Origin of the sequence: Streptomyces chiangmaiensis, from assembly GCF_036281785.1 — a bacterium.
GTDB classification, from domain to species: Bacteria; Actinomycetota; Actinomycetes; order Streptomycetales; family Streptomycetaceae; genus Streptomyces; species Streptomyces chiangmaiensis.
Genome location: NZ_JAYWVC010000290.1, coordinates 1 through 7,713 on the forward strand (window position 1 = coordinate 1; position 7,713 = coordinate 7,713).

Annotated in this window: 7 protein-coding genes; 3 read left to right on the forward strand and 4 right to left on the reverse strand. The window is 66.9% G+C overall.

What is annotated here, in order from left to right; all coding sequences use genetic code 11:
- Window positions 1-43: 43 nt before the first annotated feature.
- The gene (locus VXC91_RS40165) at window positions 44-1,624 is read right to left on the reverse strand and encodes a DUF7405 family protein (RefSeq protein WP_329512304.1); all 1,581 of its coding nucleotides are present in this window, start codon (window positions 1,622-1,624) and stop codon (window positions 44-46) included.
- A 298-nt stretch (window positions 1,625-1,922) separates the two neighbouring features.
- On the opposite strand from VXC91_RS40165, the gene VXC91_RS40170 reads away from it, so the two are divergent.
- Window positions 1,923-2,333, forward strand: coding sequence for a multicopper oxidase domain-containing protein (locus VXC91_RS40170; protein WP_329512309.1), 411 nt, complete (start codon window positions 1,923-1,925; stop codon window positions 2,331-2,333).
- Here the strand turns inward: VXC91_RS40170 and VXC91_RS40175 are convergent.
- The 3 genes from VXC91_RS40175 to VXC91_RS40185 form a co-directional block, all read right to left on the reverse strand.
- Entirely contained in the window at window positions 2,325-3,185 is an 861-nt protein-coding gene (locus VXC91_RS40175) for a DUF427 domain-containing protein (RefSeq protein WP_329512305.1), read from the reverse strand. The two genes, VXC91_RS40170 and VXC91_RS40175, sit on opposite strands and share 9 nt — an antisense overlap.
- 74 nt (window positions 3,186-3,259) lie before the next feature.
- Window positions 3,260-3,595, reverse strand: coding sequence for an ATP-binding protein (locus tag VXC91_RS40180; protein ID WP_329512310.1), 336 nt, complete (start codon window positions 3,593-3,595; stop codon window positions 3,260-3,262).
- A gap of 153 nt (window positions 3,596-3,748) precedes the next feature.
- Window positions 3,749-4,618 (reverse strand): alpha/beta fold hydrolase, encoded by an 870-nt coding sequence (locus VXC91_RS40185; RefSeq protein ID WP_329512306.1) that lies wholly within the window; start codon window positions 4,616-4,618, stop codon window positions 3,749-3,751.
- 283 nt (window positions 4,619-4,901) lie between these two features.
- Between VXC91_RS40185 and VXC91_RS40190 the strand changes: the two genes are divergently transcribed.
- Window positions 4,902-5,414, forward strand: coding sequence for a CGNR zinc finger domain-containing protein (locus tag VXC91_RS40190; protein ID WP_329512307.1), 513 nt, complete (start codon window positions 4,902-4,904; stop codon window positions 5,412-5,414).
- A gap of 512 nt (window positions 5,415-5,926) precedes the next feature.
- Window positions 5,927-7,687: an MOSC and FAD-binding oxidoreductase domain-containing protein gene (locus tag VXC91_RS40195; protein WP_329512308.1), complete on the forward strand. Its 1,761-nt coding sequence runs from the start codon at window positions 5,927-5,929 to the stop codon at window positions 7,685-7,687.
- Window positions 7,688-7,713 lie beyond the last annotated feature (26 nt).

Below are 7,713 nucleotides of genomic sequence, written 5' to 3' on the forward strand. Positions count from 1 at the left end.
TCGCGAGCCGGTGAACCTTTCCGGTTGCCGCACTAGAGCCCGCTCATGTCAGGAACTCCGCGAGCGGGAACGAACGGCGGCTCCGCGGTGGAATCAGAAAGTTCTGACGGTGCGTGGTGTGCACCACTGAATTCAGGCCGGCCTTGGGCGAGCGCGGAGAGACGTCGACTCTTCTGCCGTCGGGATAGTAGCCGTCCATCGCCAGGCGAATGCGGTTGAATGTCTCGGTCGTCGGCACGAAGATCAGGAAGTGCAACCCGGCGGTTTTCTGGGCGCTGTAATGGTCACCGACCGGGTCAGAGGTGTAGTGGAAGGGGTTGTCCAGCGTTGCAAAATCACCGCGATTGGACACGGGTGTGCCGACCGGGTAGGTCTCGCCATAGTTGCTGGTTGCCGCTTTCCGTAGGCGGTTCACCGGCTGCATGCTTCCATTGTGACCGTAGCTACCAGATTCCTTGACCCGCTGAAAGATGTCATCCTCGCTTTCGACGGGAGGATCCACGGTCACCGTTCCCGCGGGGCACGACAGTCCAGGCCGGTACATCGCGCGAAGTCGGTCGGCATATGCCGGAAAGTCCTGCGACCCTGTTCGTCCTTCCCCGTACCAGGTGGTCAGGTCCGAGTACAGGTGCGAGAGAGGCATGATGGTCCCGTACTTGAAGTAGCCATTGGGCCATTGGTCGGTCCAGCCGGGAAGCGTCTCCAGATTCGAGACGGGAGTGGAGCTTTCCGCGGACTTGATCGTGGTGGTGAAGCCGAGAAAGATGGGAGCGTGTACGGGAATGGACTTCGCTCCCGGCAGGCCGGCCTCAAGGGCCAGTTTGCTGGCAAGTGACTGCTGCCCCGTGTGACCGCCACCCGTGAAGCCTCTTCGGATGCTGGTCACTTCGAAGAGGTCGCCGGCCTGGTCGCTTCCCGTCCCGAAGAGGGCGTTGGTGGCCTCCATGATGGTGTCGAGCGAGTCACCGCGCAGGAGCACGGCCACGTGGTTCTGCTCCAGTCGGACCGGTCCGAAGCCGGCAGGCGGTTGGTCGCTGGGATACGTTCTGGCATCCTGGAGCGCATAAACCGTGCGGCCCCGCTCTTTGGACGTCATCAGGTCAACCGGCAAGTAGGCCGGGTAACGTGTCCCCGCCTTGAAGAAGCCGGAGTCTCTTCCGAGGCTGGGGATGTAGCGCTGGAAGTAGGGAAGTCCCCAGGCGACAACGACGCCCAGGCCGCCGGGAGGGGGAGGGTAGCGTTTCTCCAGACCCTGGATAACGGACTCCAGATGCTGCTGCGCCTCCTGCAGAGCATTCGCGGTCGGCGGGACCTTCAACGTCGCGGTGATGACGTGATTGTGCAATGGCGGAATCAGGACGGGGATCGTGCCGGTGCTGCTTGCGACGCCGGTGCCGTCGTCCATGATGAGCCGCGATTGTGGAATGGCATATTGTTCCGGCGGCAGGGGTTTGTCGGACTCTGCAACGGCCCGCTCGGGTGGAGTGACCAGCTTGTCGATGACCTCATAGATGCCTGCTGAAGCGAGAGCCACTCCAAGAGTTGCGCCCGCGACAAAGCCTCGTCTGCTCGGATTCGTGGATTCCCCCGGGCCGGACAAGCCGTTTTTTCCCTCTTCTTTCACGGGCTCCATCCTCCCGCTCGACAGGCAAGCCCTTCACCACCGGAGCCGGGATCACGGGGTGTTCGGCAACCGGTCGGCCCCCGAACCCACGGATCTCCGTCCTCGATTCCGGTCGATCGCGGCGCAGCAATGGCTCCTTAATTCGCGCATGAAGACGGAGCGCCAGCCAGTCGTAGTGGGCCATTCGGCTCGGGCTTACGCCGGTAAGGGGGGCAGCCCGGCCCTCACCGGTGCCGGACTCTTCGAGTTGAAGGACGCGGTGGGCGTGGGCGTGGTGCCGCTCGCCGTTGGCGCGATGATGTCGCTGGACCTCGGCGGGCGGTCCGTCCGGACTTGGGCGTACAACGAGGCGGTTCCGGGTCCGCTGATGCGCGTCACCGCCGGTGACGTGCTCAACCTGACGCTCGCAAACCGGCGGTCGGCCGCCACCACGCCGCGCGCCCACGGGGTACGGCTGCCCTCGCCCCAGGGGCGGATCGGTGCGGCCCCCTGGCAGGCCCGGGTTGTCCCGCCGAAGGCACCAGGAGATCAGCGTGGGCGCCTCGGCCGCCGCCGGCGCAATCCGAGCAGGAGGTCCTGGAAGGGCCAGAGCAACGTGGTCTTCTCTCGCTGGAGCCCGCGTGCCTGCAGGCCGTCGGGCAGAGGCGGCCACCGGCCCGCTCGGCCCACGCGGTGTGCTGAGCGGAGCCCCGGGACCGGCTCAGCGTGATCCCACCTCGTCGACGTCCAGACCGCGGTCGATGCCATGAGGGACGACCTTCTGACCGGGCTCGAGTTCCAGGCGCTTGCCGTCGAGACAGACCTCGACCCGGTCCGCCTCGAACGACACCATGTCGCCGATCCGGCCGACCTCCTGGTAGGCGTTGCGGTACGACCAGGCGGCGCGGCGCGCGTCGCCGATGTCGTAGTAGTCGCACAGGCCCTTGTAGGGGCAGAAGGTCTGGCCTTCGACGGGGCGCAGGCGGGTCTCGTCGATGTCGGCGCGCGGGACGTACCAGCGTGGGGCGAATCCGGACTCGTAGAGGACGACGGGGTGCTCGGAGCGGGCCACCACGGTGTCACCGAGGCGGACCTCCAGAGTGCGGGAGGTGTCGCGGATGTCGATGCGGTGGTAGGGGTCCGCTGCGTGTCCCAGGATGCGTTCGTCCTCCTCGTAGAAGGCGTCCATCGCGCGCCAGGCGAAGGCGATGCGGTCCTGGAACTCGGCGGCGTGCCCGGGCAGCGCGGTGAACTCCCAGGCGGCGCGTTCGGTGGTGCGCTCCCCAGCGCGTACCGCGTACCAGGTGGTGTTACCGAGATCCTTGTGGTGGGTGATCTTGTCGCTCGCGACCAGAGCCTTCTCATCCACGTCTTCGCGCGGGAAGTAGGCCACTGGGTAGCGACCGGGTTCGTGCAGCAGGATCACGTCCTCGCTGTCGGCGATCCAGGTGTCGTCGAACTTCACCCGCATGCGACGGCGGAGCCGCTCGGCGAATAGCAGGCGCTCAGGCAGGGGCTCAGGGGTGAGGAAGCGCCCGATCGCTCCTGCGGACAGGGGCCCCTGCTGCCAGGTCAGTCCCATGGTGTGTTCCTTCCGGACGAGGGCGCGGCGTGAGGGCGTACCCGGGGTGTGGACGAGTGGAGGTCGTTGCGGGGTCAGGATTCGCGGGAGCAGGGGGAGTTGCTGCTCTCAGGTCTGCGGAAACAGGTCCGGACGACCTTGGTGTCGAGGGTGGTGGTGTGGCTTCCCCAGTCGTCTGCGAGCTCCTGGACGATGTGCATGCCCCGGCCTGATTCCTGGGTGGCGGTGAGGCCGGGGATGCGGGGGCGGGCGTGGGGTGCGCTGTCGTGCACTTCGAGGTGGAGGCAGTGGGTGTGGCGGACGAGGCGGACCAGGTACTCGTCGTTGTCGGGACTGCCGTGCCGGATGGCGTTGCCGGCGAGTTCCGAGAGGCAGGATTGGGTGTCGTCCTGGCGTGCCGACCGCCCCAGTCGTTCAGGGCTTGTGAGGCGAAGGCCCGGGCGGTGGGCACGGTGTGGGGGGTGGGGCTGAAGGAGTGTTGGGTGTGGTGCGGCATCGCGGGGTCCTTTGCCGGCTGCGGCGGGTGGGGGCGGGTCGCCATAGCCGTTGTGACCTTCGGCGTGTCAGCCGATGACGCGGCCGAGGAAGTCGCGGATGTGTTCGCTGATGGTGTGGAGGTGGCTCTCCAGGGCGAAGTGTCCCGAGGGGAGGAGGTGGATCTCGGCGTCGGGGAGGTCTTGGGCGAAGGCCTGTGCCCCTGCGGGGCCGAAGATCTCGTCACCTGCTCCCCAGACGGCGAGGAGGGGGACCTGAGAGGTGCGGAAGTACTGGTGGACCTCCGGGTAGAGGTCGACGTTGGTCGGGTAGTCGCGGAAGAGCGCGAGTTGGATGCCGTCGTTGCCCGGGCGGTCCAGGAGTGCCTGGTCGTGGACCCAGTTGTCGGGGCTGACGAGGGTGGGGTCGTCGACTCCGTTGATGTACTGCCAGCGGGTGACTTCGGCGGTCAGGGCGGTGCGCATGGAGGCTTCGGCCTCGGGTCCGGGGGCCTTGGCGTAGGCGAACAGGCCGTCCCAGAAGGGCTTGACGAAGCCTTCTTCGTAGGCGTTGCCGTTCTGGGTGATGATCGCGGTGATGCGGTGCGGGGCTTGGAGTGCGAGTCGCCAGCCGATGGGGGCGCCGTAGTCCTGCACGTAGAGGGCGAAGCGGTCGATGCCCAGGTGCTCGAGGAGGGCGGAGGTGGTCTGGGTGAGAGCGTCGAAGGTGTACGGGTACTCCCGGAGAGTGGGCATGGCGGACTGGCCGAACCCGATGTGGTCGGGGGCCACCAGGTGGTAGCGGTCGGCGAGGGCGGGGATCAGGTGGCGGAACATGTGTGAGCTGGTGGGGAAGCCGTGCAGGAGGAGCAGGGTGGGGTTGGTGGGATCTCCGGCTTCTCGGTAGAAGACGTCGAGGCCGTTGATGGTGGCGGTGCGGTGGTGGACTGCCGAGGTCATGGCCCTAACCTTTCTTTATGGCTTCGATGGTTATAAAGCCAGTCGACCACACTGGATCTAACCTGTCAAGGTTGCTTCGTTGGTTAGATGGGCGTGAGGGCACGCGGTGGGTGCCGTGAGGCCCCTGCGTTCGGCGGGGCGCGATTCGTCACTGTCGTGGTGCCGGCGGGCGCGCATGGCTGTGGTCACGCAGGGGTTAACCGGTGAGGGTGACTTGTTTGGTTAGAATGGACGTGTCCATGTAACCTGTCAAAGTAAGCAGTCTGGTTAGGAGGTGGGCGTGATGGTCGATCGGGAACAGCAGGACGCACTGCTGGAGCTCCTCAACACCACCCCGGTGGTCAACGGCGTGGTCCAGGACCAGCTGGCAGACCCGGAAGCGGCCAAGTCCTGGCAGCTGGCACACGGCGGTCGCGGCAGCGCGGCCGAGCGCCGGCATCTCCTCGAGGCGCGCGATGTCCTGCAGGGTGTGGTGCGGGGCGGCCGGCCGGCCGAATTGCTGGCCCCGTTCCTCGAGGACGTCATCTCCCGCCCGCGTCTTTCCCCGGCGGGCGTGTCCTGGGAGCTCGACGCGCCGAAGGAGCACCGCATGGCGGTGGAGGCCGTGCTGGCCTGGAGCACGCTCCAGGAGACGATGCCCGGCAGGCTGCGGCCGTGTGACAACCCGGAGTGCCGACGGTTCCTCCTCGACCGCAGCAAGACCAACAATGCCCGCTGGTGCTCGATGGCTGTCTGTGGCAACCGGATGAAGGCCAGGCGCCACTATCAGCGCACCCGCGACGGCGCGGCCGGGTGATGTATGGGGTGCCGCCTGGGCCGGGGGGCGGTTTTTGCGGACCCCCGCGCCTTGAGTGAAGGGGGTCGGGGGCCACGGTCACCGAGTCGTCGTAGGACACGGTCCCAGGAACTCCTGACGTCCGAAGAGTGACCATACGTGACTCCTTGTGACCGACCGTGGGCGTGTGCGGCCGTTGATGCCGAACCGGACCGTCGAGCCGGAATGAGCCGTGAGCGCGCCTCGCACGGCGCGTCGACGTCCGGAAGTCGAATGCGGCGGCAAGCGGGCCCCATTCTCGTGCAATGCGGCACGGCCCCGCCACCGTCCAGATATGCGTGATATCAATCGCGGGGCGAGAGAAAAGGAATGGACGTGCTTGCGGTACGCCCATTCGGAAAGTCAGCGATTACACCAAAAGGTTCGGGATCTCGGAATCGCGACACCGAGCGAAGAACTACTATCGGCCCGAGCGCACAGGTCCTCGCCATGAAGGGCTGCCCCGGCCGGCAACCCACGCAGGAGGTCCGCGAATGGCGACGCTGCTGTCCGTCAACGTGGGGATGCCCAAGGACGTCTCCTGGCAGGGAAGAACCGTCCACACCGGAGCTTGGAAGGCGCCTGTGGACGGCCCCCGGATGGTGCGGCGGCTGAACATCGACGGGGACGGTCAAGGTGACCTGGCCGGACACGGAGGCGAGATGCGCGCCGTCCTCGTCTACCAGTGGCAGTCCTACCAGTACTGGCAGAAGCAACTCGGACGCGACGACCTTACCTTCGGGGTCTTCGGAGAGAACTTCACCGTCGACGGTCTACCCGACGACGAAGTGTGCATCGGCGACCGATACCGCATCGGCGAAGCGGAATTCGAGGTCACCCAACCCCGCGTCACCTGCTATCGCGTCGGCATGCGCCTGGGCGAACCCACCATGGCCTCTCTCCTTGTCGCCCACCACCGCCCCGGCTTCTATCTGCGTGTCATCACCGAGGGCCACGTCCGAGCCGGCGATGAGATCAGCCTCACCCGCAAGGGTCCTGAACAGCTCAGCGTCGCCGATACCGATGCGCTGCTCTACCTCCCCGACCGTGACCCCGTGAAGCTGCGCAAGGCACTGAACATCCCCGCGCTCAGCCCCGGTTGGCAGGGTTCCTTCCGTGAACTCGCCGCCACCCAGCAGCCCACCCAGGAACCCGGATGGCCGGACGAACGCGCCACCGCCCAACAGCCCAGACAGGAACCGGCATGGCCGGGTTTCAAGGCCATGCGCGTCACCCGCATCGTCCCCGAGACACCCACCGTCTCCTCGATCTACCTCGACACCACCGACGGCTCACCACTCCCCGAGCCCAGCCCGGGCCAGTACCTCTCCATCCGACTGGCCGTCGGTGAGGCCGCGCCCGCGGTGCGCAGCTACTCCCTGTCCTCCGCGCCCGGAACCGGCACCTACCGGATCAGCGTGAAGCGCGAGCCTCTTGGCCTGGTCAGCGGCTGTCTCCACACCGGCGTCCACCCCGGTGACCTCGTCGACATCGCCAGTCCCCGGGGGACCTTCGTACTGGAAGAAGGCTCCCACCCGGTCGCACTCGTCTCCGCAGGCATCGGCGCCACCCCCGTGCTGGCGATGCTCCACCGACTCGCCGTCACACGAGACCCACGCCCGGTGTGGTGGATCCACATCGCGCACGACCGTGCCCATCACGCGTTCGCGGCTGAGGCTCACACGCTCCTGACCCAGCTCCCCAACGCCCACGAATACGTCTACTACACCGGCGAAAGCCCACGCACCGATGAGCCCCACATCACCCACGGCCGTCCGACCGCCGCATCGCCGGCTGCCATGGGCATCCCCCGGGACGCCGACGCCTACCTCTGCGGACCGCCCGCTTTCATGGACCACTTCGGCGGCTTCCTGCGCGAACACGGGCTGGGCCCCGCGCGGATCCATACGGAACAGTTCAGCGCTCTGCCCGCCATCAACCCTGGTGTCACGCCCACAGCCGCGGTCCGACCACACCAACCACCCGGTCCCCTGGGCACCGGCCCGCTCATCACCTTCGCCCGCAGCGGCATCACCACCCCATGGTCATCGGCCCACGCCTCCCTGCTCGACCTCGCCGAGGCCTGCGACGTCCCCACTCGCTGGTCCTGTCGGACAGGGGTCTGCCACACCTGCATCACGCACCTGGTTCAAGGCGACATCACTTACACCACCCCACCCCTGGAACTCCCCGAGCCGGGCACCGTCCTCGTGTGCTGCAGCCAACCCACCACCGAGGTCGTCCTCGACCTCTAGCTAGTGCTGTGGCCGGAAAGGTTTGC